General features: G+C 70.4%; 23 protein-coding genes. 13 read left to right on the top strand and 10 right to left on the bottom strand.

Annotated elements, in window-relative coordinates; genetic code table 11:
* Window positions 1-90: 90 nt before the first annotated feature.
* Window positions 91-1,137 (bottom strand): LacI family DNA-binding transcriptional regulator, encoded by a 1,047-nt coding sequence (locus LC452_RS03305; RefSeq protein WP_223622597.1) that lies wholly within the window; start codon window positions 1,135-1,137, stop codon window positions 91-93.
* 80 nt (window positions 1,138-1,217) lie between these two features.
* On the opposite strand from LC452_RS03305, the gene LC452_RS03300 reads away from it, so the two are divergent.
* Window positions 1,218-2,477: an FAD-binding protein gene (locus tag LC452_RS03300; protein ID WP_223622596.1), complete on the top strand. Its 1,260-nt coding sequence runs from the start codon at window positions 1,218-1,220 to the stop codon at window positions 2,475-2,477.
* Between the two features lie 108 nt (window positions 2,478-2,585).
* Here the strand turns inward: LC452_RS03300 and LC452_RS03295 are convergent, their stop codons facing one another.
* From LC452_RS03295 to LC452_RS03280, 4 genes are all read right to left on the bottom strand, one after another.
* Complete coding sequence (locus LC452_RS03295) at window positions 2,586-4,454, bottom strand: glycoside hydrolase family 127 protein (RefSeq protein WP_374197756.1); 1,869 nt, start codon at window positions 4,452-4,454, stop codon at window positions 2,586-2,588.
* The gene (locus tag LC452_RS03290) at window positions 4,451-5,341 is read right to left on the bottom strand and encodes a carbohydrate ABC transporter permease (RefSeq protein ID WP_223622594.1); all 891 of its coding nucleotides are present in this window, start codon (window positions 5,339-5,341) and stop codon (window positions 4,451-4,453) included. The genes LC452_RS03295 and LC452_RS03290 overlap by 4 nt, the downstream gene beginning before the upstream one ends.
* A gap of 4 nt (window positions 5,342-5,345) precedes the next feature.
* Window positions 5,346-6,251, bottom strand: a complete 906-nt coding sequence (locus tag LC452_RS03285) for a carbohydrate ABC transporter permease (RefSeq protein ID WP_223622593.1) — start codon at window positions 6,249-6,251, stop codon at window positions 5,346-5,348.
* A 63-nt stretch (window positions 6,252-6,314) separates the two neighbouring features.
* On the bottom strand, window positions 6,315-7,613 hold the full coding sequence (locus LC452_RS03280; RefSeq protein ID WP_223622592.1) for a sugar ABC transporter substrate-binding protein: 1,299 nt from the start codon (window positions 7,611-7,613) through the stop codon (window positions 6,315-6,317).
* A gap of 175 nt (window positions 7,614-7,788) precedes the next feature.
* Between LC452_RS03280 and LC452_RS03275 the strand changes: the two genes are divergently transcribed.
* Window positions 7,789-8,814 carry a LacI family DNA-binding transcriptional regulator gene (locus LC452_RS03275; protein WP_223622591.1) on the top strand — a complete coding sequence of 342 codons (1,026 nt, stop codon included), beginning with the start codon at window positions 7,789-7,791 and terminating at the stop codon, window positions 8,812-8,814.
* Window positions 8,815-8,823: 9 nt separating this feature from the next.
* Here the strand turns inward: LC452_RS03275 and LC452_RS03270 are convergent, their stop codons facing one another.
* Window positions 8,824-9,669, bottom strand: coding sequence for an NAD(P)-dependent oxidoreductase (locus LC452_RS03270; protein ID WP_223622590.1), 846 nt, complete (start codon window positions 9,667-9,669; stop codon window positions 8,824-8,826).
* Between the two features lie 57 nt (window positions 9,670-9,726).
* Between LC452_RS03270 and LC452_RS03265 the strand changes: the two genes are divergently transcribed.
* The 5 genes from LC452_RS03265 to LC452_RS03245 all read left to right on the top strand — a co-directional run bounded on the left by LC452_RS03265 (window position 9,727) and on the right by LC452_RS03245 (window position 15,637).
* Window positions 9,727-10,737, top strand: a complete 1,011-nt coding sequence (locus tag LC452_RS03265; RefSeq protein ID WP_223622589.1) for a LacI family DNA-binding transcriptional regulator — start codon at window positions 9,727-9,729, stop codon at window positions 10,735-10,737.
* Window positions 10,738-10,826: 89 nt separating this feature from the next.
* Window positions 10,827-11,546: an L-ribulose-5-phosphate 4-epimerase gene (locus LC452_RS03260; RefSeq protein ID WP_223622588.1), complete on the top strand. Its 720-nt coding sequence runs from the start codon at window positions 10,827-10,829 to the stop codon at window positions 11,544-11,546.
* Window positions 11,543-13,144: a xylulokinase gene (locus LC452_RS03255; protein WP_223622587.1), complete on the top strand. Its 1,602-nt coding sequence runs from the start codon at window positions 11,543-11,545 to the stop codon at window positions 13,142-13,144. Before LC452_RS03260 ends, LC452_RS03255 begins: the two co-directional genes overlap by 4 nt.
* Window positions 13,145-13,202: 58 nt before the next feature.
* Complete coding sequence (araA, locus tag LC452_RS03250) at window positions 13,203-14,717, top strand: L-arabinose isomerase (RefSeq protein WP_223622586.1); 1,515 nt, start codon at window positions 13,203-13,205, stop codon at window positions 14,715-14,717.
* Entirely contained in the window at window positions 14,717-15,637 is a 921-nt protein-coding gene (locus tag LC452_RS03245; RefSeq protein ID WP_223622585.1) for an aldose 1-epimerase family protein, read from the top strand. Before araA ends, LC452_RS03245 begins: the two co-directional genes overlap by 1 nt.
* A 63-nt stretch (window positions 15,638-15,700) precedes the next feature.
* Here the strand turns inward: LC452_RS03245 and xylB are convergent, their stop codons facing one another.
* Both xylB and xylA read right to left on the bottom strand, forming a co-directional pair.
* Complete coding sequence (gene xylB / locus LC452_RS03240) at window positions 15,701-17,011, bottom strand: xylulokinase (RefSeq protein ID WP_223622584.1); 1,311 nt, start codon at window positions 17,009-17,011, stop codon at window positions 15,701-15,703.
* A gap of 7 nt (window positions 17,012-17,018) precedes the next feature.
* Window positions 17,019-18,209 carry a xylose isomerase gene (gene xylA, locus LC452_RS03235; RefSeq protein WP_223622583.1) on the bottom strand — a complete coding sequence of 397 codons (1,191 nt, stop codon included), beginning with the start codon at window positions 18,207-18,209 and terminating at the stop codon, window positions 17,019-17,021.
* Between the two features lie 134 nt (window positions 18,210-18,343).
* Between xylA and LC452_RS03230 the strand changes: the two genes are divergently transcribed.
* On the top strand, window positions 18,344-19,474 hold the full coding sequence (locus LC452_RS03230) for an ROK family transcriptional regulator (protein ID WP_223622582.1): 1,131 nt from the start codon (window positions 18,344-18,346) through the stop codon (window positions 19,472-19,474).
* Window positions 19,475-19,493: 19 nt separating this feature from the next.
* Here the strand turns inward: LC452_RS03230 and LC452_RS03225 are convergent, their stop codons facing one another.
* The gene (locus LC452_RS03225) at window positions 19,494-20,159 is read right to left on the bottom strand and encodes a type 1 glutamine amidotransferase domain-containing protein (RefSeq protein WP_223622581.1); all 666 of its coding nucleotides are present in this window, start codon (window positions 20,157-20,159) and stop codon (window positions 19,494-19,496) included.
* A 97-nt stretch (window positions 20,160-20,256) separates the two neighbouring features.
* On the opposite strand from LC452_RS03225, the gene LC452_RS03220 reads away from it, so the two are divergent.
* Window positions 20,257-21,156 carry a LysR family transcriptional regulator gene (locus LC452_RS03220; RefSeq protein ID WP_223622580.1) on the top strand — a complete coding sequence of 300 codons (900 nt, stop codon included), beginning with the start codon at window positions 20,257-20,259 and terminating at the stop codon, window positions 21,154-21,156.
* A 1-nt stretch (window position 21,157) separates the two neighbouring features.
* On the opposite strand, the gene LC452_RS03215 is transcribed toward LC452_RS03220, so the two are convergent.
* Window positions 21,158-21,742: an antibiotic biosynthesis monooxygenase gene (locus LC452_RS03215; protein ID WP_223622579.1), complete on the bottom strand. Its 585-nt coding sequence runs from the start codon at window positions 21,740-21,742 to the stop codon at window positions 21,158-21,160.
* A 458-nt stretch (window positions 21,743-22,200) separates the two neighbouring features.
* On the opposite strand from LC452_RS03215, the gene LC452_RS03210 reads away from it, so the two are divergent.
* The 4 genes from LC452_RS03210 to LC452_RS03195 all read left to right on the top strand — a co-directional run bounded on the left by LC452_RS03210 (window position 22,201) and on the right by LC452_RS03195 (window position 26,743).
* The gene (locus tag LC452_RS03210) at window positions 22,201-23,700 is read left to right on the top strand and encodes a CoA-acylating methylmalonate-semialdehyde dehydrogenase (protein WP_223622578.1); all 1,500 of its coding nucleotides are present in this window, start codon (window positions 22,201-22,203) and stop codon (window positions 23,698-23,700) included.
* A 43-nt stretch (window positions 23,701-23,743) separates the two neighbouring features.
* Window positions 23,744-24,925, top strand: coding sequence for an acyl-CoA dehydrogenase family protein (locus LC452_RS03205; RefSeq protein WP_223622577.1), 1,182 nt, complete (start codon window positions 23,744-23,746; stop codon window positions 24,923-24,925).
* Complete coding sequence (gene mmsB / locus LC452_RS03200) at window positions 24,922-25,809, top strand: 3-hydroxyisobutyrate dehydrogenase (protein ID WP_223622576.1); 888 nt, start codon at window positions 24,922-24,924, stop codon at window positions 25,807-25,809. The genes LC452_RS03205 and mmsB overlap by 4 nt, the downstream gene beginning before the upstream one ends.
* Before the next feature lie 157 nt (window positions 25,810-25,966).
* Window positions 25,967-26,743, top strand: coding sequence for an enoyl-CoA hydratase-related protein (locus LC452_RS03195; protein ID WP_223622575.1), 777 nt, complete (start codon window positions 25,967-25,969; stop codon window positions 26,741-26,743).
* The last annotated feature ends 4 nt before the right edge of the window (window positions 26,744-26,747 follow it).

The raw sequence follows: 26,747 nt of genomic DNA, 5'->3' as shown, positions 1-26,747 counted from the left end.
CCTTCGTGACCGGTGGGTGGACGCCTCATCATTACATCGATGTAATCGACGCGCAAGCATTATGCCGGAACGCGCAGCGGAGGCAGTGTCTCAGGGGTGGTAGCCCGCGGGGCGGCCGTCGGTGCTGGCGCGCTCGAGCAGGTGGTGCGACAGGGTGAGCGCTCGCGGCGGCGTGCTGCGGTCGTCCATGCGGGACTCGAGCAGGCTCAGCGCGGCTTCCGCGAACGCGCGGCGATCGAAGGCGACCGACGTCAGAGCGGGCGAGGTGTACTTCGAGAATTCGACGTCGTCGAAACCGGTGACGATCACGTCGTCGGGAACGCGGATGCCGTGATCGTGCAGCGTGTGCAGGGCACCGAGAGCCAGGGAGTCGGTGAGGGCCACGATCGCATCGAACGCGACGCCGCGCGCGAGCAGCGTGCGCGCGGCATCCGCCCCTCCCGACATCGACCAGGGCAGGCGGTTCACCTCGAGCGCCGGGTCCCGCGGGATACCGGCCTCGCGCAGGGCATCGTGCACGCCTTCGAGCCGCAGGCGGCTGGTCGCGGTGGCGACGGAGGGGTCGTCGTCGGCGCCGACCACGGCGACCCGGGTGGCGCCGCGGGAGAGCACATGCCGGGTGGCATCGGCCGCGGCGAGCCGACTGTCGATGCGCACGTGATCGGCCCGGTTCTGCTCGACCTCGCCTATCACGACCAGCGGCGGCAGGCGGTCGGAGTACTTGATGACGCTGTCCTCGAGGCGGATCGGGTTGAGGATCAGCCCGTCGACGAGGTGCGCCCTGGCCCGCGAGACGAGCTCCTTCTCGCGCTCCGGAACCGACGCTGTCTCCTCGATCTGCACGGCCAGACCGCGTTCGTGCGCGGCCTCCACGATGCGGTGCATGAGCTCGGCCGAGAACGCGGTGGCGAGATCGGGGAGGGCGACGGCGATGATGCCGGAGCGCCCCTTGCGGAGTCCTCGCGCGCTGAGATTCGGCACGAAGTCGAGCTGCGCCATCGCGGATTCGACGCGGGCGCGGGTCTGCTCCCGCACGGCCACGGTGCCCGTGACGACGTTCGACACGGTCTTGATCGACACCCCGGCGAGAGCGGCGACGTCCTTCATCGTCGCGCGTGGCGGGAGCGTCGCTGTCATCCGGTCAGCCTACTGGGGGTGCATGACCGATGACAGGACTACATCGTTGTAGCGAGTCGTGATCTGGCTATCATGGCGCCATGGGCATCGAACGCAACTGGGCGGGCAACCTCACGTATCGCGCATCACGACTGGAGCATCCGTCGTCGATCGATGAACTCGCGGCGCTGCTGTCGCAGGGCGGCCCGGTGCGGATGCTGGGATCGCGGCACGCCTTCAACGACCTCGCCGACACGGATGGCGTGCTCATCGCCCTCGACCGCCTTCCCGCCGTGTTCGAGGTGAACGACGCGCGCGATGCGGTCCGGGTCTCGGGAGCTCTGCGCTACGGCGACATCGCGCCGTTGCTGGAGGCGGAAGGCCTCGCGCTCGCGAACCTCGCCTCCCTCCCGCACATCTCGGTCGCCGGTGCCGTCATCACCGGAACGCACGGCTCCGGTGACGCGATCGGCTCGCTCGCGAGCGCCGTGCGCGGACTCACGATCGTCACCCCCGCGGGCGAGACGCGCACACTGCACCGCGGCGACGCCGACTTCGACGGCGCCGTCGTGAGCCTCGGGGCGCTCGGCGCCGTCATCGACGTCACGCTCGACGTCGAACCGACCTACGAGATCGCGCAGCACGTGTTCGAGCACCCGGACTGGGAGGCGATCCTCCGCGACTTCGACGACGTGACCAGCGTCGGCACGAGCGTGAGCATCTTCTCGACCTGGCAGCGCACCGACATCGCCGATCAGATCTGGGTCAAGCAGCGCCTTCCCGAGGCGCATGAGCTGGCGCGCGCGTCGCTGTTCGAGCGCCTCGGCGCCGAGGCCGCCCAGGGCGAGCGGCATCCGATCCTCGGTGTCGACCCGATCGCCTGCACCGCGCAGCAGGCGGTGGCCGGGCCGTGGTTCGAGAGGCTGCCGCACTTCAAGCTCGAGTTCACGCCCTCCGCCGGTGCCGAGATCCAGACGGAGTACCTCGTGCCCCGCGCCGATGCGGTCGCCGCGATCCAGGCCGTGCGCACACTCGCCGGGCAGATCGCTCCGCTGCTGCTCGTGAACGAGATCCGCACGGTGCGGGCCGACGCCCTGTGGCTCAGCTCGTCGTTCGAGACGGATGCCGTCGGCATCCACTTCACCTGGAAACCCGAGGAAGCGGCCGTCCTCGCGCTGCTGCCGACGATCGAGGCGGCCCTGCCGCCGACGTCCCGTCCGCACTGGGGCAAGGTCTTCACGCTGGACGGCGCCGAGGTGCGCTCGCGGTACCCGCGCTTCGACGACTTCGCCGCGCTCGCCGCGCGCTACGATCCCGAGCGTCGGCTGGTGAACCCGTACCTCGAGCGGTTGGGGCTGTAGTCGGGTTCCGGTCGCAGTTTCTGCCGCCCGGCCGGATTCCGGTCGCAGTTTCTGCCGCCCGCGCAGGTGGGAGACAGCACGAAGTGCGACCGGAACGGCGCACGCAGGTCAGGCCGTCGGGATCCAGACCCGCATCGTCGACGGACCGCGCTGAGCCCAGTCGTGGTACGGCACGAGCACGGCATCCGTGACCTCGCCGGAGGTGCGGTTGCGCACCGGGAGGCGCACGCTGCCGTCGTTCTCAACCGGATCCCCGGCGACCACCGCGTCGACGATGTCGGCACCGAAGTCGATCGATTCCAGCGCCAGCACCTCGGGCCCGCGCTCGACGACGACCGAACCGCGCACCGCGTCCACCCGCGGGTCTGGTGTCGTCAGGCGGGGAGCGAGCGGCAGCATCAGCTCGACGACGTCGCCGGCGCGGAACGCCCGGCGGACCTCGACGGTGCCGGGGTCGGCCGCATGCTCGATGAGCCCGTCACCCGTGCGGAGCCGCACCGCCGCGCCGGACGCCCACGACGGCACCCGAAGGGTCAACGCGAACTCGGTGTCTTCGACGATCGTCACGCGGATGCCGCCATCGACCGGGTATCCGGTCTCGACGTCGAACGCGACGACCCGTCCGTCGACCAGCGTCGTCCGCACAGAGGACGGTGCGTACTGGTGCAGCTGCACGCCCTCGGCATCCGCGGTGGCGACGTACGCGGCGAGGCTTGCGAACGTGCGGGCGACGTTGGGCGGGCAGCAGGAGACCTCGAACCAGGGTGCGCGCAGCGACGACGATGCGCGCTTCGACGTGCCCTCCGGATCCGCCTCGACTCCGGGAACCCGCTGGTGCAGCGTGTTGGCGTAGTAGAACGACCGGCCGTCGGGCGCGGGCGAGGTCGCGACGACGTTGAAGAGCGTCCGTTCGATGAGGTCGGCATGCCGGGGCTCGCCGGTCGCGAGCAGCAGTCGCCAGGAGAACATGATCGAGCCGATCCCCGCGCACGTCTCGGAGTACGCGCGGTCCGACGGCAGCTCCCAGTCGTCGCCGAAGGCCTCGTCCTGGTGGTGGGAACCCTGTCCGCCGGTGACGTACGTGCGGCGCTCCACCGTGCGGTCCCACTGCCCGCGCAGGGCATCGAGAAGGCCGTCGTCCGCGAGCTCGACCGCGACATCCGTCGCCCCGGAGGAGAGGTAGTTCGCCCGCACGGCATGACCGCGCAGAGCCTCGGCATCGCGCACGGGCACGTCGTCCTGGAAGTACTCCTGCCCCCACTCGATCTCGGCGAGCGACCCGCGTCCGTGCCGTTCGACGAAGAGCGCGGCCTGATCGATGAAGCGCTGGTCGCCGAGCACCCGACCGAGTTCGGCGAGCCCGACCTCGACCTCGGCGTGACCGCAGATCGCGTCGCGTCCGTCGGCGCCGAACTCGTGGCACACCAGCTCGGCCGCGCGCCGCGCGACCTCGATCAGGCCGTCGTCGGCATCCGGTCGCGTACGGTGACGGGCCACGGCGGCCTGGAACAGGTGCCCGAGGCAGTACAGCTCGTGCCCCCACTCCAGCTCCGACCAGCGATCGCCCTGCCCGGGACGGCCGAACCGCGTATTCACGTAGCCGTCGGGCTCCTGCGCGGCGGCGACGCGCGCGACGACCTCGCGGAACCGCTGTTCGAGCGCCGTGTCGGCCGCGGCATCCGTCCGTCCGATCTCCCAGGCGAGCGCCTCGAGGTACTTGTAGACCTCCGAGTCGGAGAACTCCCGTCCGCGCCGTCCTTCGGGCAGCGTGCCGGCGGCGGCGAGGTCGAAGTTGGGCAGCCAGCCCTCCGACTCCAGCCGCGAGCCGATGTGGTGAAGCGTCGCGGTCCCGTTGACGTCTTGGCGCTCACCCCAGAACCCTCCGGTGATGCGCACCTCGTCGAGACCGAGCGGGCGCAGCCGACCGCGCGTGGGGACGACCGGAGCCGCCGGTGCAGTGGTGTCGCGCATGGTCATCCCTTGAAGGCGCCCGACATGAAGCCGCGCACGTAGTGTCGTTGGAGGATCAGGAACAGCAGGATGCAGGGGAGCGCCAACACGACGACTCCGGCCTCGGTCGCGCCGTAGTCGACGACGCCCTGCACCTGCCCGCGGAGGTTCGCGACCGCGAGCGGCAGCGTCATCCGGTTGGAGTCGTTGATGAGGATCAGCGGAGCCATGAAGTCGTTCCAGGCGGTGAGGAAGGCGAAGAGTCCGACCGTCACGAGGCCCGGCTTGACCGCCGGCAGCAGCACCCGCCACAGCGCGCCCCAGCTGGAGCATCCGTCGACCATCGCGGCCTCGTCCATCTCCTTAGGGATGGACTCGAACGAGATGCGCATCATGAACATCGAGAACGGCAGCTGGAACATCGTGATCACGAGCGCGACTCCGACCAGCGAGTTCTGCAGGCCGACCGCGTTGAGGATCACGTACAGCGGGATGAGCAGGGTCGCGTACGGGACCATGAGGATCGCGAGCGTCAGCAGGAACAGGGCGTTCTTCCCGGGGAACGAGAACCGGGCGAAGGCGTAACCGCCCAGCAGTGAGATGAACAGGGTCAGGGCGACGGTGAGCACCGAGACGAACAGCGAGTTGCCCAGGTACACCCAGATACCCGCCTGGTATTCGCCGAGGGCGACGTAGTTGCCGAACCCCCAGCCGTCGGTCTGGCTCGTGCCGGCCACGGGGCTGAGTGAGGAGACACCGGTCCAGATGAGCGGGTAGAGGAAGATCACCGCGAGGCCCGTCGTGAACACCCAGTACGGGATGCCGAAGACGATGCGCGCGGCCTTCGAGCGGTAGCGCGGGGCGGTGGGCTGATGGTTCGGCGCCACGATCGTGCGCGTGAGGGTCTCGGTCATGTTCTCAGCTCTCATCCGGACGCCGGAAGGCGCGCAACTGGAAGACGTTGATGACGATGAGGGCGAGGAGCACGATCACCGAGAGGGCGCCGGCGATGCCGAGGCTGTTCTGGCCCTGGAAGGCCACGTTGTAGATCAGCTGCACGACCGTCATGGTGCTGTTGTCGGGGCCGCCCTTGGTGAGGATGTAGAACTGCTCGAACGCGAGCAGCGACCCGGTCACGCACATCACGGTGGTGAGCGCGAAGGTCGGCTTGAGGAGCGGGACGGTGATGTGACGGAAGGTCTGCCAGGCGCTCGAACCGTCGATGCGCGCCGCCTCGTAGATGTCGTCCGGGATGCCCTGCAGGCCGACGAGCATGAGCAGCATGTAGAAGCCGGCGAAGCGCCACACGATCAGGAAGATCGTCGACCACAGAGCGCCCTCCGGGGTGCCGAGGAACGTGACGCCCCACGACTTCATCAGCCCGGCGAAGGGCCCGGCTATCGGGGAGTACAGCACGTAGAACAGGAGGGAGGCGGATGCCAGGCCCAGCGCGCTCGGGATGAGGAAGGCCGTGCGCAGGAAGCCCTTCCAGCGGGTCGACTCCTGCACGAGGAGCGCCAGCCCGAGACCCAGCCCGATGAGGATCACGGTCGTGATCACGGTGTAGAGCAGGGTGAAGCGGATCGAGTCCCAGAAGAGACGGTGGTTGACGGCATCCACGAAGTTGTCCGGCAGGTTCGGGCCGCGGTTGCCGCTCAGCAGCGGCCAGTCGGATCCCGACATCTGCAGCACGAGCACCAGGGGGACCACGAACAGGAGGGCGACGAAGATCGCCGTCGGGGCGGCGTAGAGCCAGCCCTGCACGGGGCCGCCGAATCCGGTGCGCCCGCGTCGGCGTCGCAGCGGGGGTGCGGTCGAGGTCATCTCATCCTCTTTCGATCGGAGCGGGAAGGCGGGGGCGGCACGGGGGTGCCGCCCCCGCGGGGGTCACTGCGAGAGGATCGCGGTGATCTCCTCGTTGTCGGCCGTGACCGAGTCCTCGCCGTTCAGCACGCGGTTGCGGATGAGCGTGAGCCAGGGGCTGCCCGGAGCGTTGAACGCCTGCTGGAAGTTCAGGGCCACGGGGGTGTCGCCCTGTGCCGCGACCTCGTTGATCGTGACCAGCCTCGGGTCGGCGGCGGCGTACTCGTTGTCGGCGAGGTCGCCGCGCGAGACGGCGTTGCCGTCTTTGGCGAGCACCTCGACCTGCGCCTCCTCCGACATCATCCAGTTGAGGAAGTTCCACGCCTGCGCGGACTGCTTCGAGTCCTTCGAGATGCCGATGCCGTCGCCGCCCACGAACGTGGAGACGCCGCCGTCGACACCGGGGATGCCGGCCACGCCCGCGTCGAACTCGAGCGAGGGGAGCAGCGTCGCCGGGAACGGCATGACGCCGACCTTGCCCTCGCTGAACGCGGCGGTCCAGGTCGGGCCGGTCTCGTCGGTGGAACTCGGCAGCACGGCGCCCGCCTCCTCGAGCCCGGCCCACGTGTCGTACACGGCCTGGGCGGCGTCGCCGTCGAGCAGCGCCTCTGTTCCGTCGTCGCTCATGACCTGCTCGCCGGATGCCCAGACCGAGGGGAACCAGGTGAAGACGAGGCATCCGCCGCAGTTCAGGCCGGTGGCGGTTCCGTACGTGCCGGGCTTGTTCAGCGCCTGCACGGCGAGGGCGGCGTCGGCGAACTCCTCGAGCGTGGCCGGAGCCTTCTCGGGGTCGAGGCCGGCCTCGGCGAACAGCTCCTTGTTCCAGAACAGCATCGAGAGGTCGAGCGCGAACGGAAGCACGTACTCCTTGCCGTCGACCGTGCCGGCGGAAAGGTGGCCCTGGTTGATGTCGTCCTTGAAGTCGAGGCCGTCGATCTGCTCGGAGATGTCGGCGAACAGGCCCTGCCCCGCCCAGTTGGGCACGTAGACGATGTCGGCGGCGAACAGGTCGGGGAGCCCGCCGGAGCCGGCGGCGGCGCCGACCTTGGCGACGTAGTCGTCGTTGGGGACGACCGTGAGCTCGACCTGATTCTCGTGCGAGTCGTTGTAGGCGTCGACGAGGAGCTTGGCCTGGCGCTCGATGGGAGCGCGGGTCCAGAGCGTCAGGGTCGACCCGTCGTCGACGCCCTCCGCGGTGATGGGCTCTTCGGGGCCGGCGTCGGCGTCGCCCGCAGCACAGGCCGCGAGCGGGCCGAGCAGCAGGCCGGTGACGGCAAGAGCGGTGACGGTGCGTCTGACGGCACGGCGTCGGGTGATGTGCATGGGATTGCCTCCAGGACTCTTCGGTGAGCGGATGATGTCGTCGGGTGACGGCGCTGTCGGGCGTGGAAGGGCGACTTCGAAAACTCCGAAACCGCTTTCGAAAAGGTATATCGTGAAAGATGCGCAGCGGTCAAGGATCGCTCCGATAACCTTTCAGCAACGTTCAGGGGGCGAGATGGCAAACGGCGAATCAGCGAGCAAGGCGGCGACCCTCAGCGACGTGGCCCGTCTGGCCGGGGTCTCGATCGCCACGGCATCCAAGGCTCTCAACGACCGCGGCGACGTCGCTGCGGCGACCAGGGCGCGCGTGCTCGCCGTCGCCGAGGAGCTGTCCTTCACGCCGAACGCGATGGCGCGCGGCCTGCTCGCCGGTCGCACCGGAACGGTCGGGCTGCTCACGAGCGACCTCGAGGGTCGCTTCATGATCCCGATCCTGATGGGGGCGGAAGACGCGTTCGGCGCCGGGCGCATCAACGTGTTCCTGTGCGATGCCCGAGGTGACGCCATCCGCGAGCAGCATCACCTGAAGGAGCTGCTGAGCCGACGCGTCGACGGGATCATCGTGGTGGGACGGCAGACCGACCCGCGCCCCTCGCTCGGGCAGGACCTGCCGGTGCCCGTGGTCTACGCGTACGCGCCCTCGGACGACCCGCGGGACCTGTCGCTCACGCCGGACAACTACGCCGGCGGGCGACTCGCGATCGAGCATCTGCTGGCCTGCGGGCGCCGCCGCATCGCGCACATCTCGGGCGAGCCCTCGTATGCCGCGGCGCAGGACCGCCTCGCCGGCGCCAGAGCCGCGCTGTCCGAAGCGGGTCTCGAGCTCGTCGGCGAGCCCATGTTCTCGGAATGGACCGAGCACTGGGGGAGGGATGCCGGGGCGCTGCTGCTGCAGCGGCATCCGGACATCGATGCGATCTTCTGCGGATCCGACCAGATCGCCCGCGGCGTTCTCGACTCGGCGCGCGACCTCGGACGCGCCGTGCCCGACGACCTCGCGGTGATCGGGTACGACAACTGGGAGGTGCTCGCCACCAACGCGCGCCCCGAGCTCACCAGCATCGACGCGAACCTGCAGCAGCTGGGCCGTCAGGCCGCGCAGCGAGTGTTCGACGCGATCGACGGCGTCGACATCGGCGAGGGGTCGCACCACCTGCCCGTGCGCCTGGTGATCCGCGGATCGACCATCGCCCGGCGGTAGCGGCGGGCGCTACACGTGGTCGCGCCAGGAGTGCTGCGGGTCGAAGCCCAGCACGCGGCGGGCCTTGTCGATCGACAGCAGGGTCTGGTTCGGGCCGAACTCGCCCTTCACCGGCACGTCCGGGAACACCTCGGCGAGCAGCTCCGCGTTCGGTCGCGTCATGACCGTGTCGGCCGCGGCGATGATGAACCGGTCGAAGCCGGGAGCCGCGTTCTCGAGCGCCCGCTGCACCGCCTGGGCGCCGTCGCGGGCGTCGATGTAGCCCCAGAGGTTCCACTTGCGCAGGAGTGCGTCGGCGTCGAAGGCCGGGAAGGCCGCGTAGTCCTCGGGATCCATCACGTTCGAGAACCGGAGCGCGGTGATCGACACGTCCGGGTGCCAGCGCACCAGCTCGGTCGCCATGTGCTCCTCGAGGGTCTTGACCAGCGAGTACACCGATTCCGGGCGGGCCGGATAGTCCTCGTCGACGGGGACGTAGGGCGGCGGCGCATCGAACGGCAGACCGAGCACCGTCTCGCTCGACGCGTAGACGATGCGGCGGACGCCGAGGCGCACGGCCGCCCAGAACACGTTGAACGTCGCCGGCATGTTGTTGTGGAACGTCGCGACGTCGGAGCGGATGCCGGGGGCCGGGATCGCGCCCAGATGCACGACCGCGTCGATGCCGTCGTGCGTGTCGCCGACCGCGGTGAACGCGTCGACGACCTGGCCGTAGTCGGTCAGGTCGACCTGGACGAAGTCCGGTCCGCGGCTGCCCGCGACATCCATGCCGATGACGTCGTAGCCGTTCGACCTCAGCTCGCGTGCGACGACGCGGCCGAGCTTGCCGGATGATCCCGTGAGAGCGATGCGCATGTCTCCAGAGTGGCACGGCTGCAAGCCGAGGGGGTCGGCCGTCGTACACTCGTCGGCGTGAGTGAGTCCGCCCGTCCTTCCGGCCGCACGGTCGGCGTCCGCGATGTCGCCGCGCTCGCCGGAGTGTCGCGGCAGACCGTGTCGCGGGTGCTCAACGACCACCCCGACGTCGCGCCCGAGACCCTCGAGCGCGTGCAGGCGGCGATGGCCGAGCTCGGCTACCGGATGAACAACGCCGCCCGGGCGCTGGGCACCCGTCGCTCCCGCACGCTCGGCGTGCTCGCCTCCGACGCGCTGCAGTACGGGCCGTCGCGCAGCATCGCCGCGCTCGAGGCTGCGGCACGCGGTTCGGGGTACTGGGTGAGCGCGGCATTCGCCGATGCGGGGGATGCCGCGGCCGTCGTCTCGGCGGTGGACCATCTCATCACCCAGGGTGTGGAGGGGATCGTCGTCGTCGCCCCCCACGCCCGCACGCTCGAAGCACTCGATGCGCTGCGGATCGGTGTGCCGGTGGTGACGCTGCACTCCGCCGGTCGCGGTGCGCGCGGACTCTCGGTGGACCAGGCCGCGGGCGCGCGCCTGGCGGTCGCCGCCCTCACCGAGGCCGGGCACACCCGCATCGCCCACCTCGCCGGGCCCGCGGACTGGCTCGAGGCCGAGTCGCGCGCCGAGGGCTTCGCGGCGGAGATCGCCGACCGCGGCCTCGCCGCAGGCCCGGTGATCGCGGGGGACTGGTCCGCCGGCTCGGGTTACGCCGCGGTCGAGGCGATCATCGCCGCCGGGGTGACCGCCGTCTTCGCGGCGAACGACCAGATGGCGCTCGGCCTGCTCGGCGGGCTGCACGAGGCCGGTCTCTCGGTGCCGGCCGACATCAGCGTGGTCGGCTTCGACGACATCCCGGATGCCGCGTTCTACTGGCCGAAGCTCACGACCGTGCGGCAGGACTTCGACGAACTCGCTCGGCGTGCCGTCGCCGCGGTGGTCGGCGGAGCGGCATCCGTCGCGGCCGACCTGCTCCCGGTCGCCCCGGTGCTGATCGCGCGCGATTCCGTCGCCGCGCCGCGCTGACCCGCGCGCGGTCCCTTGACGCCCTCGAGTGGCCGTGACAGACTTCTGTGACCGGTCACAGTGGTCGGCCGCCAGAACCCCGAGGTCCCGTGAGCAACGAAGCCCCCGCCTTCTCCGATGAGGTCGCAGCATCCATCGATGCCGTCCGCGCCGACGTCGCCCGGCTCCACGCCGAACTCGTCCGCTACGGACTCGTCGTCTGGACCGGTGGCAACGTCTCGGGCCGCGTCCCCGGCGCCGACCTGTTCGTGATCAAGCCGTCCGGCGTCTCCTACGACGACCTGACGCCCGAGAACATGATCCTGTGCGACCTCGACGGCGCCGTCATCCCCGGCACTCCCGGCAGCGACCGCTCGCCGTCGAGCGACACCGCCGCGCACGCCTACGTCTACCGGAACATGCCGGCCGTCGGCGGCGTCGTGCACACGCACTCGACGTATGCCGTGGCGTGGGCCGCGCGCGGCGAGGAGATCCCGTGCGTCATCACCGCGATGGCCGATGAGTTCGGCGGCCCGATCCCGGTCGGACCCTTCGCGATCATCGGCGACGACTCGATCGGCCGCGGCATCGTCGAGACGCTCAGCGGGCACCGCTCCCGCGCCGTGCTCATGCAGAACCACGGACCGTTCACGATCGGCTCCGACGCGAAGGATGCCGTGAAGGCCGCCGTCATGGTCGAAGACGTCGCCCGCACCGTGCACCTCGCCCGCGAGGCGGGGCCGCTGATCCCGATTCCGCAGGCCGCGATCGACAGCCTCTTCGACCGCTACCAGAACGTGTACGGCCAGAGTCAGGACACCCGCCGATGAGCCTTCCGCCCGCGGCATCCGCGGCCGACGACATCCGCGCCGGCCGCACGAGCCTCGGCATCGAGCTGGGTTCCACGCGCATCAAGGCGTGCCTGATCGGGTCCGAGCCGACCGAGGTGCTCGCGACCGGTTCGTTCGCCTGGGAGAACCGCCTCGAGGACGGACTCTGGACCTACGCGATCGACGAGGTGTGGACCGGGCTGCAGTCCGCCTACGCCGACCTCGTCGCCGATGCGGAGCAGCAGCACGGCATCCGTCCGGAGTCGTTCGGCGCGATCGGCATCTCGGCGATGATGCACGGCTACCTGGCCTTCGACGCGTCCGGCGAGCTGCTCGTGCCGTTCCGCACCTGGCGCAACACCAACACCGGAGTCGCCGCGACAGAGCTCACCGAACTGCTGGGCGTCAACATCCCGCTGCGCTGGTCGATCGCGCACCTGCATCAGGCCGCGGTCGACGCCGAGGCGCACGTGCCGCAGATCGCGAGCGTGAACACTCTCGCCGGCTACGTGCACGAGAAGCTCACCGGAGAGCGGGTGCTCGGCGTCGGTGACGCCTCGGGGATGTTCCCGATCGACTCCGCGACCGGCGACTACGACGACCGGATGCTGCGCGCCTACGACGCCCACGCCGGCGACCGGCTTCCGGCATCTCTCGCCGATATCCTCCCCGCGGTTCTCCCCGCCGGAGCGGCCGCCGGTGCGCTCACCTCCGAGGGCGCCGCCCTCCTCGACGCGAGCGGGGCCCTGCAGCCCGGCATCCCGCTGTGTCCGCCCGAGGGCGACGCGGGCACCGGCATGGTCGCGACGAACTCGGTCGCCCCGCGAACCGGCAACGTCTCCGCCGGCACCAGCATCTTCGCGATGGTCGTGCTCGAGCGGCCGCTCGCCGAGGTGCATCATGAGCTCGACCTCGTGACCACTCCCGCGGGCGATGCCGTCGCGATGGTGCACTGCAACAACGGCGCCAGCGAGCTCGCGGCCTGGGCAGGACTCTTCACGCGCTTCACGGCCGCGGCGGGCCGGCCGCTCGACGACGATTCCGTCTTCGACGTGCTGTTCCGCGAGGCGCTCGAGGGCGAAGCGGATGCCGGTGGCCTGCTGGCCTACAACCACCTCGCGGGTGAGCCCATCGCGGGCCTCGACGCGGGTCGCCCGCTCTTCGTCCGCACGCCCGACAGCGCCTTCACGCTCGCGAACTTCGTGCGCGCCCAGCTCTACGGGGTGTTCGGGACTCTCGCCCTCGGCATGCAGGTGCTGACGGCGGAGGGCGTCGAACTCGACCGGATGTTCGCCCACGGCGGCATGTTCCGCACCGCCGGAGTCGCGCAGCGCTTCCTCGCCGGGGCGCTCGCTGCACCGGTAGCGGTGGGCGAGCTGGCGTCCGAGGGCGGGGCCTGGGGCATCGCGGTGCTGGCGTCGTACCTGGCGCACGTCGATGACCTCTCGCTGAGCGCCTATCTCGACGAGCGGGTGTTCGCCACGGCATCCGTCTCGCTCGTCGAACCCGACCCGGCCGACGTCGCCGGCTTCGCCTCCTACCTCGACCGCTACCGGGCGGGACTGGCCGTCGAAGCCGCCGCCGTCGCATCCCTCTGACTCTTCGTCTCGCTGCGCTCGCTCAGCGACCGAACCCGCTTCCGAAAGGCAACACACCATGGCCCTCACCACTTCGCTCGACGGCTACGAGGTCTGGTTCCTCACCGGCAGTCAGCATCTCTACGGGCCTGAGACCCTGGCCCAGGTCGCCGAGCAGTCGCAGCAGATCGCGCGACTGCTCGACTCCGCCGACGAGGTGCCGGTGACCATCGTCTGGAAGCCGGTACTGACGGATGCCGCCGCCATCAAGCGCACCGCCCTCGAGGCGAACGCCGACGACCGCGTGATCGGTCTCGTCGCCTGGATGCACACGTTCAGCCCGGCGAAGATGTGGATCGCGGGCCTCGACGCGCTGCGCAAGCCGCTCGCGCACCTGCACACGCAGGCGAACGTCGAGCTGCCGTGGGCCGAGATCGACTTCGATTTCATGAACCTCAACCAGGCCGCGCACGGCGACCGCGAGTTCGGATACATCCAGACGCGCCTCGGCGTGCCGCGCAAGACGATCGTCGGACACGCCTCCGACCCGCGCGTGCGCCGCGAGCTCGGCACCTGGCAGCGCGCCGCGGCGGGCCTCGCGGCATCGCGCGACCTCAAGCTCGCCCGGTTCGGCGACAACATGAGGTTCGTCGCGGTGACCGAGGGCGACAAGACCGAGGCCGAGCTGCGTTTCGGCGTGCAGGTGAACACGTGGGGCGTGAACGATCTGGCGGATGCCGTCGCTGCGGCATCCGCCTCCGACATCGACGCGCTCGTCGCGGAGTACGAGGAGCTCTACGAGGTCGCCCCCGAGCTGCGGAAGGGCGGTGACCGGCACGAGTCCCTGCGCGACGGTGCGGCGATCGAGCTCGGGCTGCGGTCGTTCCTGGAGGAGGGCGGCTTCGGCGCCTTCACCACCTCGTTCGAAGATCTCGGTGCGCTGAAGCAGCTGCCGGGGCTCGCGGTGCAGCGGCTGATGGCCGAGGGCTACGGCTTCGGCGCCGAGGGCGACTGGAAGACCGCGATCCTCGTGCGCATCGCGAACGTCATGGGCGCGGGGCTGCCCGGTGGCGCGAGCCTCATGGAGGACTACACCTACGACATGACCCCGGGCGACGAGCTCATCCTCGGCGCCCACATGCTCGAGGTGTCGCCGTCGCTCACGACCGCGAAGCCGACGCTCGAGATCCACCCGCTCGGCATCGGCGGCAAGGACGACCCGGTGCGCCTGGTCTTCACGGCCGATCCCGGGCCGGCCGTCGTCGTCGCACTGAGCGATATGCGGGACCGGTTCCGCCTCACCGCGAACGTCGTCGAGAACGTGCCGCCGCGGGCGGCGCTGCCGAAGCTCCCCGTGGGCCGCGCGGTCTGGAAGCCTCAGCCCGACTTCACCACGAGCGCCGCCGCCTGGCTGACCGCCGGAGCCGCGCACCACACGGTCATGTCGACGGCCGTGGGCATCGAGGCGTTCCGCGACTTCGCCGAGATGGCCGAGGTCGAACTGCTCGTGATCGACGACAGCACGACGCTGCCGGAGTTCCAGAAGCAGGTGCGCTGGAACCAGGCCTACTACCGTCTGGCGCAGGGGCTGTGATGGCGGGCGGTCCCCGATCCGGGCGTCAGCTGCGGCTCGCAGCCCACGGATACGAGGCGGTCATCGCGAGCGTCGGCGCGTCGCTGCGAACCCTGACGTTCGACGGCCGCGACCTCGTCGTGCCGTTCGACGCGGATGAAGTGCGGCCCGGCTATCGCGGTGCGACGCTCGCGCCGTGGCCGAACCGCATCGTCGACGGCCGCTACAGCTTCGGCGGCGTCGAGCATCAGCTGCCGCTGACGGAGCCGTCGCGAGGTCAGGCCCTGCACGGACTGCTCGCCTGGGCGGAGTTCTCCGACCGGCTCGTCCTCGACGATCGGTTCGTGCTCGCCGCCGTGATCGAGCCGCAGACCGGTTACCCCTTCCGCGTCGAGGTCGAGGTCGAGTACCTCCTCGACGCCGACGGTCTGCAGCAGACCGTCACCGCGCACAACATCGGAGCGGATGCTGCGCCCTGGGGCACCGGCCCGCATCCGTACCTCGTGGCCGGTCTCGGCCGCGCCGACGCCTGGACCCTCCTCCTCCCGGCATCCGACGTTCTGACGGTGACTCCCGACCGGCTCAGCCCGGTCGCCGTGGAGCCGGTGACGCAGCATCCGGAATGGGACTTCCGCGCGGCCCGGCGGATCGACGACGTCTTCATCGACCACGCGTTCACGGGACTCACCCGCACCGACGGGGTGGCCGAGGTACGGCTCACGACGGATGACGGATCGGGCGTGGCGATCAGCTTCGACGAGCACTGCCCGTGGGTGCAGGTGCACACGGCTGACAACCCCGGACTCGACGGCATCCACCGGATCGGCCTCGCGGTCGAGCCGATGACGTGCCCGCCCGACGCCTTCAACTCCGGTGTCGACCTGGTGACGCTCGAGCCCGGTGGGACGCACGCCGCGAGCTGGCGGATCCGGGCGGTGTAGCCGGCGGGACGGCAGCAACTGCGACCGGGACGCCGGGCGACGGCAGTTACTACGACCGGAAGCTCAGCCGCCGAGGACCGCGGCGGCCTGGCGGGCGGCGCCGAGGGCGACGTACTCGCCGGCGGGCGGAACCTCGACCGGGATGCCGAGCACCTCGGGGGCGATGACCCGCACGGCTTCGGACTGCGCGCCGCCGCCGATGAGCAGCGCTCGCCGCAGCGGCACGCCCTCCTCGCGCAGCGCGTCGAGGCCGGCGCCGAGACCCGACAGCATCCCCTCGACCGCGGCGCGCGCGAGGTTCTCGCGGGTCGTCGAGGCGAGGGTCATGCCGCTGAGTGTGGCGGTCGCATCCGGCAGGTTCGGGGTGCGCTCGCCCTCGAAGTACGGCAGCAGCGACAGCCCGTCGGCGCCCGACGGAGCCGCGAGCGCGAGCCGGCTCAGCTCATCGTGGTCGACACCGAGCAGCGTCGCCGTGACGTCGAGCACCCGCGCGGCGTTGAGCGTGCACACGAGCGGGAGGAAGTGTCCGTCGGCGGAGGCGAAGCCCGCGATGATGCCGGATGCGTCGGCCGAGGGCGCCGCGCTGACCGCGAAGACGGTGCCGCTCGTGCCGATCGAGACGACCACATCGCCCGTCTCCGCGCCGAGGCCGAGGGCGGCAGCGGCGTTGTCGCCTGCTCCGGCGCCGACCCGGCGCCCCGCGGCATCCGTCACCGACTCGTCGGCACCCAGCACCCGCGGCAGGACCGCGTCGTGTCCGAGCGCGGCGATCAGCAGCTCGCGGTCGTACTCGCCGGTCGCGGCGCTCCAGTACCCGGTGCCCGAGGCGTCGGAGCGGTCGGTGACCAGCGCGTCGAGATCGGGTCCGAGCGGCGCAGCATCCGTCCCGGCCGGACCGTAGCCGCGCAGCCGCCAGGTCAGCCAGTCGTGCGGCAGGGCGATCGCGGCCACGCGCTCCGCGTTCTCGGGTTCGTGATCGCGCAGCCAGCGCACCTTCGAGATCGTGAAGGATGCCACCGGCACGAGGCCCGTGCGATCCGCGAGCTCCTGTGCCCCGAACTCCGCGACGAGCTCTGCCGCAGCATCCGCTGACCGTGTGTCGTTCCAGAGCAGCGCGTCACGGATGACGGCACCCGAGGCATCGAGCGCCACCATTCCGTGCTGCTGCCCGCCGACGGCCCACGCCTCGATGTCATCGAGCCCGCCGGCGTCGGCGATCGCGGCCTGCAGCGCGACCCACCACGCTTCGGGGTCCACCGAGGTGCCATCGGGATGCGCTGCGCGACCGGTGCGCACGACCGCACCGGTCGACGCGTCGACCACGACGGCCTTGCAGGACTGCGTCGACGAGTCGACGCCGAGGACGAGGGCCATCAGGCGCTCAGCGTGCGCCGAGGAGGTGCTCGGTCGCCAGCTGCTGCAGGCGCACGAAGCCGAAGCCCTTGCCGCCGAAGTACGCGTCGGCGTCGAAGTCCTCGTAGGCGCTGCGGTCGGCGAGGAAGTCGTCGTAGCTCTCGCCCGGGCTGAGCGTCGGCACCGACAGCTGGTCGACGCGGGCCGCGGCGAGGGCCTCCTGCACCTCGGGGTCGGCGCGGAAGGCGGCGGCGCGCTCCTTGAGGAGGAGGTACGTGCGCATGTTCGCGGCGGCGGAGTCCCACACGCCGTTCTCGTCTTCCGTGCGGCTCGGCTTGTAGTCGAAGTGGCGCGGGCCCTCGTACGCCGGAACGCCGTTCGGGCCGCCGTTCTCGAGCAGGTCGACCAGGGCGAACGCGTTGTGCAGGTCGCCGTGCCCGAACACGAGGTCCTGGTCGTACTTGATGCCGCGCTGGCCGTTCAGGTCGATGTGGAAGAGCTTGCCGTGATAGAGCGCCTGGGCGATGCCGGCGGCGAAGTTCAGGCCCGCCATCTGCTCGTGTCCGACCTCGGGGTTCACTCCGACGAGCTCGGGACGCTCCAGCGAGTCGATGAACGCGATGGCGTGTCCGAGGGTCGGCAGCAGGATGTCGCCGCGCGGCTCGTTGGGCTTCGGCTCGATGGCGAAGCGGATGTCGTAGCCCTTGTCGGTCACGTAGTCGCCGAGCAGGTTCACGGCCTCGCGGTAGCGCTCGAGCGCCGCACGGATGTCTTTCGCGGAATCGTACTCGGCGCCCTCGCGACCGCCCCACATCACGAAGGTCTTGGCGCCCAGCTCGGCACCGAGGTCGAGCTGGCGGAACACCTTGCGCAGCGCGAAGCGTCGAACCTCACGGTCGTTCGAGGTGACGCCGCCGTCCTTGAAGACCGGAGCGCTGAAGAGGTTGGTCGTCACCATGGGCACGATCAGGCCGGTGTCGGAGAGAGCGCCCTTGAGGCGGTCGATCTGCGTCTGACGCTCGGCATCGGTGGAACCGAAGGCGAACAGGTCATCGTCGTGGAAGGTCAGGCCGTAGGCCCCGAGCTCGGCGAGCTTCTCGACCGCATGCACCACGTCGAGGGCCGGGCGGGTGGGGCCGCCGAACGGGTCGGCGCCGTTGTAGCCGACGGTCCAGAGTCCGAACGAGAACTTGTCGTCGCGGGTCGGGGTGAGGCTCATGATGCTCCTTCGCATGGTGCCGGATGGCGGCGCGCAGAGTGTCGCGCATAAATGTTGTGAGCAACAACATATAACCTGGAGGACGGGATGTCCAGCCTCCTAGACTGAGACGTCGAACCGATTGCGAGGACGATGTGACGGATGCTTCCGCTGACGGCGTGCGTGCGAGGAATCTCGCGCGGGTCCTGCGGCTCGTCCATATCGGGGGAGCGCAGTCGCGGGCGCAGCTGACCGCGGCGACGGGGCTGAACCGCTCGACTATCGCCGATCTGGTCGCCGAACTCGTGAGCGACGGCTGGGTCGTGGAACGTGAGCCCGATCCGGTCGGCCGGGTGGGGCGGCCGTCGCCGGTGGTCGCCGCATCGTCGAAGACCGTCGTGATCGCGGTGAACCCCGAGATCGATGCGGTCGAGATCGCCGCGATCGACCTCGCGCGCACGATCGCGGTCCGAGAACGCGTCGAGTCGTCAACGCTGCTCACCGCGGAGGGCGTCGCCGAACTCGTCGCGGAGGTCGTGGACCGCTGGCGTGCCGGCCCGCTCGACGGATCCCGGTTGGTCGCCGTGGGCGTGGCCGTTCCTGGACTCGTGCGCGCGGCCGACGGCCTGGTCCGCAACGCCCCGCACCTCGGCTGGATCGACGCCCCGGTCCGCGCGCTCGTCGCCGAGGCGACCGGACTCCCGGTCGCGGTCGGCAACGACGCGAGCCTCGGCGCGCTCGCCGAGCACCTGTTCGGAGCCGCGCAGGGGGCCGACGACGTCGTGTATCTCAACGGCGGTCCGTCCGGCATCGGCGGCGGCATCATCGTGCACGGCTCTCCGGTCGGCGGGGTCGGCGGCTACGCCGGTGAGTTCGGTCAGAACCGCGTCGACACCGACAGTGCGACGGTGCTCGAGGATGCGGTCAGCCGCGCACGCCTGCTGGAGGTGCTCGGACTCGCCTCGGCGGACGACGCCGCGCTCGCGGATGCCCTCGCCGCGGCATCCGACGACGATTCCGTTCGCGAGGAGTGCGACCGTCAGCGTGGAGTCCTCGCCCAGGCGATCGCGGATGCCGTGAACATCCTCAACCCGTCCGTCGTCGTGCTCGGCGGCTTCCTCGCCCAGCTGGAGGAGCTCGATCCGGAAGGATTCGCGGATGCCGTGGCCGGATGCGCCATGGCGGAGAACGCGGAGGGGCTGCGCATCCTCCCTGCATCCCTCGCCGCCGACCGGCTGCTGCTCGGCGCGGCCGAGCACGCGTTCACCTCGGCCGGCGTCATCTGACGCCGGCCGATCGAGGAGCTCAGGCGAGGGCGGCGATCAGCGCCACGGCTGCAGACTCCGAAGACTGCGGGTTCTGCCCGGTGATGAGCAGTCCGTCGACGACGGTGTGGTCGTTCCACGCCGCCGCGACCTCGACATCGGCGCCGAGCTCACGCAGCGCGCTCTCGAGCAGGAAGGGCGCGCGGTCGGCGAGACCGCCCAGGCGCTCCTCCTCGTCGGAGAACCCGGTGATCCGCCGGCCCGCGACGATCGGCTCACCGGCGACCGTGCGCGCGGGGAGAAGGGCGGCGAGACCGTGGCACACCGCCGCGAGCGGGCGCCCCGCCGCGGCGGTGGCGGCGATCAGGGCCGCCGAGTCGCCGTCCTGGGCGAGGTCCTGCATGGGGCCGTGGCCGCCCGGGTAGTACACGGCGTCGAAGACGGCCGGATCGACGTCGGCGAGCACCAGGGGCGACGCGAGCCCGGTGATCTCGGCGATGGCCTCGGCGTCGCCGTCTCCCCGGCTTGCGGCGTCTGCGACGGGAGCGACGCCGCCGGGGGTGGCGAACGCGACGTCGTGACCGGCCTCGGTCAGCAGTCGGTAGGGGATCAGAAGCTCGTCGGCCCAGAAGCCGGTGGGGTGCGCAGTGCCGTCGCTCAGGGTCCAGGTGCGGGCGGCGGTGACGACGAAGAGAACAGTGGACATGGGGGCTCCTTCAAGGGGGACGGCGGGCGGCCGTACGCGTGTGCTTTCCCCCAGGTCAACCGTTCACGGAATCGCGTGCTTCCGATACATTCGCGATATGAGCAATCGGAATATCGATGGACTGCGCGATGTGGCGCTGTGGCGCACGTTCCTCGCGGCGTACCGTTCGGGGTCGGTATCGGCGGCGGCGCGGATGCTGGGACTCGCGCAGTCGAGCGTGACGGGGCAGCTGCAGGCGCTCGAGTCGCGCGTCGGCGCACCGCTGTTCGAACGCCATGCCCGCGGCATCCGCCCCACGCCGCGGGCCGACGATCTCGCGAGCCGCCTGTCGGGTCCGCTCGACGCTCTTGCGACGGCCCTCGGATCGCCGCCACCGGAGGACGCGCCGCCGGTACGCCTCGGCGGCGCCGGCGATCTGCTCGCGGTCCTGGCCGCGCCGGCGCTCGCACCGGCTCTGGCGGGCGGGCTCCGCGTCACGATGATCCCGGGACTCGCGGCGGACCTCCTGGAGATGCTCAACAGGGCGAGTCTCGATCTCGTCGTGTCGGCGGTGCGACCGCGCGGACGTGCCCTGCTGTCGATTGCTCTGTTCGACGAGGAGTTCGTGCTCGTCGCGTCACCGTCGCTCGGGATCGAGCCGTCGGGAGACCTTCGGCCCGAGATGGTCGAGGGGGTGCCCCTCCTGGCATTCGCGCAGGACGTGCCGATCCTCCGTCGCTACTGGCGCCACGTGTTCGGCATCCGTCTCGAGCGTGCGCCCGCGTTCATCGCCCCCGATCTGCGCGCCCTGGTCGCTGCGGCTGTGGCGGGAGCGGGAGTCTCCGTGCTGCCGACGTACCTGATCGCCCGCGAACTGGCCGAAGGTACCCTGACGGTCCTCCGCGAGACGGACGATCCGCCGATCAACACCCTCTACCTCGTGCGCCGGCCCGGGCCGGTCGCCGAAGGCGTGGCCGCGGTCGAACGGGCTCTGCGTGACGCCGTCGTCGCGCTCTGACTCAGCGCGCGAGCCAGCTCCGCAGTGAACGCGTCACGAAGGGCAGCACCCAGTAGGTCATGATCGGGGTCAGCACGAGGGTCGTGGCGAGCACGCGCAACCAGATCGGCACGGCATCCCAGCCGGGTACCGGGCTCATGGCGTACGCGAACGCGACGTTCACCGGGAAGAAGCCGAGCCAGATCGAGATCGCCTGCTTCCACCGCGGCGGCGCCGCCACGACGGCGACGGACGTCGTCCCTCCCTCGGCGGTCGGGAGGGTGATGGTGCCGGTGGTCGGCTCATCGAACCAGCCCTCGATGCCGGTGCGGCGCTTCGAGCGCTCGCTGCGCACGAAACCCTCGCCCATCGACAGCCACCACTCGCGTTCGCCGGACTTCTCCCAGGCGACGAGCGACTCCTCGTTCGCGAACCGGTAGAGCATGTGCCAGATCTGCGAGTCCTCGCCGGCGCGCACCCAGCCGGAGCCGAGGAATCCGGGGTACTTCGTCGCGAGGTTCACTCCCGTCTGCACCCAGACGGTCGCCTCGGTGATGCGCTCGGGGTCGACCTCGCGGCGGATGGACACGGTGATGGGTTCGGACACGGCGAAGTCCTCGTGACGGGGAGCCCGGGTCGCGGGCTGCCGAAGCGGTTGCGCCGGGGTCCGGGCGCACGGTCGATTCTATTTCGGGTCTGCCGGCGCGTGGACTCAGGCGATCATCCCGATTCAGACCGATCGGCGATGAATCGGCGCGTTCGCCGGATCTCGGGAAGCCGAGAATCAGCCGCCCCCGAAAGAGAGGACCCCCGCCGACCCGATTCGGCGGGGGTCTCGCGGCGTGGGCACCGCGACAGGGAGCGAGAGTGCTCACCGTGTGCGCGGATGCGTGACTACCCGATCCGGTCTGAGTCTTCTTGCCCGCGCATCTGCAGTTGTAATCGACGGAGGTGACCGGGTGGTGAACGCGGCGAGAACTCTAATTACAAGGATGTCCTAGTAAATATTCGGATGCCGCAGTAAACTCCCAATGTGCCAACGCAGGCACGGAGGGACGTCACACAATGACTCGTACTATCCCGCACTTCGTGGGCGGATCGCTTCTCACTCCCGACACGGGACGCTTCGCGGACGTGTTCGATCCGAGTTCCGGCGCCGTGCAGGCGCGCGTACCGCTCGCTTCGGCCGACGAGGTGCGCAACGTCATCGCGAACGCCGAGGCCGCGCAGGTCGCCTGGGCCGCGACGAACCCGCAGAAGCGCGCCCGCGTGCTCCTGCGCTTCCTCGACCTCGTGCAGCGGGACATGCAGTCGCTCGCCGAGCTCCTCGCGAGCGAGCACGGCAAGACCGTCGACGACGCGAAGGGCGACATCCAGCGCGGACTCGAGGTCATCGAGTTCTCCGCGGGTGCCCCGCACCTGCTGAAGGGCGAGTACTCCACGGGTGCCGGCGCCGGCATCGACGTCTACTCGATGCGCCAGCCGCTCGGCGTGGTCGCCGCGATCACCCCGTTCAACTTCCCCGCGATGATCCCGCTGTGGAAGGCGGGGCCCGCGCTCGCCGCCGGCAACGCCGTCGTGCTCAAGCCCAGCGAGCGCGACCCCTCGGTGCCGGTGCGCATCGCCGAGCTCTTCCTCGAGGCCGGCCTTCCCGCCGGCGTGCTGAACGTCGTGCACGGCGACAAGGAAGCGGTCGACACCCTGCTCACCGACGAGCGCATCCGCGCGGTCGGCTTCGTCGGGTCCACCCCGATCGCGGAGTACATCTATACGACCGCCGCCGCGCACGGCAAACGTGCGCAGTGCTTCGGCGGTGCGAAGAACCACATGATCGTGATGCCGGATGCCGACCTCGACCAGGCCGTCGACGCCCTCATCGGCGCCGGCTACGGGTCGGCCGGCGAGCGGTGCATGGCGATCTCGGTCGCCGTCCCCGTCGGCCAGGAGACGGCCGACGCACTCGCCGCGAAGCTCCTCGAGCGCATCGCGGGTCTGCGGATCGGACCGTCGCTCTCGGCCGACGTCGACTACGGCCCCCTGGTGACCCGCGCGGCTGTCGAGCGCGTCGAGGGGTACATCCAGCAGGGCGTCGACGAAGGCGCCACGCTGCTCGCCGACGGCCGCGGATTCTCGGTCGAGGGGTACGAGGAGGGCTTCTACCTCGGCCCGACCCTGTTCGACCACGTCACGACCGACATGGCGATCTACCGCGAGGAGATCTTCGGGCCGGTGCTCGTGATCGCCCGCGCCGCCGACTACGAAGAGGCGCTGCGGATGGCCTCGGAGCACGAGTACGGCAACGGCGTCGCGATCTTCACGCGCGACGGCGATGCGGCCCGCGACTTCGCCGCCCGGGTGCAGGTCGGAATGGTCGGCGTGAACGTGCCGATCCCGGTGCCGATCGCGTACTACACGTTCGGCGGCTGGAAGCGCAGCGGCTTCGGCGACCTGAACCAGCACGGCGCCGACGCGTTCCGCTTCTACACGAAGACCAAGACGGTGACGAGCCGCTGGCCATCCGGCATCAAGGACGGCGCCAGCTTCGTCATCCCCACCATGCACTAGACCCCTTCGACAAGCTCAGGGACCCAGGAATCAAGGAATCACGATGACAATGACCTCCGTCACCACCACCGCCGAAGAGCGCGACGCCATCATCGAAGCTGTCCGCGACTTCGCGGAGACCGAGCTGGCGCCGTTCGCCGCCGAGCGCGACGAGAAGCACCTCTTCCCGCGCGAGTCGCTGAACAAGGCCGGCGAGCTCGGACTCGGCGGCATCTACGTGCGCGAGGAGTTCGGCGGCACCGGCCTCAGCCGTGCCGACACGGTCGCGATCTTCGAGGAGCTCGCCAAGGGCGACCCGGCCGTCGCCGCGTACATCTCGATCCACAACATGGTGGTCTGGATGATCGACTCCTACGGCGACGACGCGCAGCGGGGCGAGTGGCTGCCGAAGCTGACGGCGATGTCGGATTTCGGCGGGTACTGCCTGACGGAGCCGGGCGCAGGATCGGATGCCGCGAACATCGCGACCAGCGCGGTCCGCGACGGCGACGACTACGTGCTGACGGGCGTGAAGCAGTTCATCTCCGGTGCCGGTGAGGCGGCGGTCTACGTGGTGATGGCGCGTACGGGCGGGCCGGGCGCACGCGGGATCAGCGCCTTCCTCGTCGCGGGTGACGCCGACGGGCTCGCCTTCGGTGCACCGGAGAAGAAGATGGGCTGGCACGCCCAGCCCACGCGACAGGTGATCCTCGACGGTGTGCGCGTTCCGGCATCCGCTCTTCTCGGTGAGGAGGGCAAGGGTTTCGCGATCGCGATGTCGGCGCTCAACGGCGGTCGGCTGAACATCGCCGCGTGCTCGATCGGCGGAGCCCAGTGGGCGCTCGACCGTGCCGTGCAGTACGTGCACGAGCGCGTCGCGTTCGGCGAGCCGCTGGCCGAGAAGCAGTGGATCCTGTTCACGATCGCCGACATGCGCACCGACCTGCACGCGGCCCGACTGATGCTGCGCGACGGCGCCCAGGCGGTCGACGAGCACGCCCCCGACGCGACCATGCGCTGCGCGATGGCCAAGCGCTTCGCCACCGACGCCGGCTTCGACGTCGCGAACCGCGCCCTGCAGCTGCACGGCGGCTACGGGTACCTGCAGGACTACGGCATCGAGAAGGTCGTCCGCGACCTGCGCGTGCACCAGATCCTGGAGGGGACGAACGAGATCATGCGCCTGATCGTCGGCCGCGAGATGCTGCGTCCCGCCGGATCGCACTCGATGCGGAGCGCATCATGACACGCGTCGCCTTCCTGGGCCTCGGCCACATGGGCCTGCCGATGGCGAAGAACCTCGTCGCCGCGGGCCATGAGGTGCACGGCTTCGACCTCGTTCCCGCAGCGATCGAGGCGGCGGAAGCGGCCGGTATCGCGATCGCTGCCAGCGGAGCGGATGCCGTGGCCGACGCGGATGTCGTCATCACGATGTTCCCCGCGGGCAGGCACGTGATCGAGGCGTACCGGACCGAGCTGCTCGCCGCCGCGCGCCCCGGCACGCTGTTCATCGAGTCGTCCACGATCGCGGTCGACGAGGCACGCGCGGCTCACGCGCTCGCGCTCGCCGCCGGACACCGCAACATCGACGCTCCGGTCTCCGGCGGTGTCGTCGGCGCCGAGAACGGCACGCTCGCCTTCATGGTCGGCGGGTCGGACGACGACTTCGGCGCGGCCCTCCCGCTGCTCGAGGTGATGGGTGCGCGCATCGTGCACTGCGGCGGCTCCGGTCTCGGGCAGGCCGCGAAGGTGTGCAACAACATGGTGCTCGCCGTGTCGCAGATCGCCGTGGCGGAGGCGTTCGTGCTGGGCGAGCGGCTGGGCCTCGAGCATCAGGCGCTGTTCGACGTGGTGTCGCAGGCCTCCGGCCAGTGCTGGTCGATCACGACCAACTGCCCGGTTCCCGGTCCGGTGCCGACGAGTCCCGCGAACCGCGACTACCAGCCCGGGTTCGCCGGAGCGCTCATGGCGAAGGACCTGGGGCTCGCGCTGCAGGCGATCGAGCAGACGTCGACGGACGCGCAGATGGGCCGGCTCGCGCAGCAGATCTACGCCGCCTTCGCCGCCGGCGACGGGGCGGGCCGCGACTTCTCCGGCATCATCACCGACATCCGTGAGGCGAGCGACTGACCGGTGCCCGCCACTTCGCAGGTCAGGAGGACAGTTGCAGGTCGCGTCCGAGCATCCGGACCTGCAACTGTCTTCTCGACCTGCAATGGCGGGTGCCGGGCGAGCGACGGCGCCGCACGCAGGGCGATACTGGGATGACTACGAGGGAGAGGGCCACATGAGCGAGTACGAGACGATCCTGGTCGAGCAGCGCGGACGCGTCGGGTGGATCACCCTGAACCGTCCGGAGGCGCTCAACGCCCTCAACAGCAGAGTGGCCGAGGAGGTCTCCGCCGCGGCCGTCGCGTTCGATCAGGACGAGGGCGTCGGCGCGATCGTCGTGACCGGGTCGGAGAAGGCGTTCGCAGCCGGTGCCGACATCAAGGAGATGGAGGGCATGTCGGCCGCGCAGATGCTCGAGACCGATCACTTCGGCGTTTGGCGCGACTTCGCTGCCGTGCGCACGCCGGTCATCGCGGCCGTCTCCGGCTTCGCCCTGGGTGGCGGATGCGAGCTGGCGATGATGTGCGACATCATCCTCGCCGCCGACACCGCGAAGTTCGGCCAGCCCGAGATCAACCTCGGCGTCATCCCCGGCATGGGCGGCACGCAGCGCCTGATCCGTGCCGTCGGCTACTACAAGGCCGCCGAACTGGTGCTCTCCGGCCGCTTCATGGGCGCGGAGGAAGCGGAGCGCTCAGGACTCGTATCGCGCGTCGTGCCCGCATCCGAGCTCCTGGCCGAGACGTCGACGCTTGCCGAGACCGTCGCCGCGAAGTCGCTGCCGTCGGTGTACGCGGCGAAGGCCGCGCTGGATGCCGCGATGGAGACGACGCTCGCCGAGGGACTGGCGCACGAGAAGCAGGCGTTCGCGTCGCTTTTCGACACCGCCGACCAGAAGGAGGGCATGTCGGCCTTCCGCGAGAAGAGGACTCCGGCGTTTGAGAACCGCTGAGCTG

The organism is Microbacterium sp. EST19A, from assembly GCF_019969685.1.
Classification (GTDB): Bacteria; Actinomycetota; Actinomycetes; order Actinomycetales; family Microbacteriaceae; genus Microbacterium.
Note: the sequence above shows the minus strand (reverse complement) of the source record. Positions and strands in the feature narration are given on the sequence as shown.